This is a genomic window from Cohnella baijiui (assembly GCF_020731285.1).
Lineage (GTDB): Bacteria > Bacillota > Bacilli > Paenibacillales > Paenibacillaceae > Cohnella.
On sequence record NZ_JAJFOW010000201.1, the window covers coordinates 1 to 313 of the forward strand.

The 313-nt window shown below is 48.2% G+C and carries 1 protein-coding gene; it reads left to right on the forward strand.

Going from position 1 to position 313, the window contains the following annotated elements:
• The coding region (locus tag LKX83_RS32315) for a CAP-associated domain-containing protein (protein ID WP_227887363.1) at window positions 1–313 on the forward strand (313 nt) is incomplete at both ends.

Consider the following 313-nt stretch of genomic DNA (forward strand, 5'->3'; position numbering starts at 1 on the left):
TACACCGCAGCCTCCCCCGCAGTCAAAAGTAGGCACAGTCTCATCGAGCTTCAAGGCAGATCTGGGTGATCGCTGGGATACTGTCAGAAAAAAGCTTGGTAACGAAAAAGCTGCCTATACTGGAGTAAAGCAGACCAAGTGGTGGATATATGATAAACAATGGGTCGGCTTTCGTGATGGGCATGTAGCGGAACTGTTCTCTAACGATCCCTCAGCACAGTATAATGGGGTGAAGATAGGAATGAGCCGCGGCGAGGTAGAAAAAAAGCTGAAATATGTGGCAAAACCGGAATGGGAATTGTATGGAGCGAAG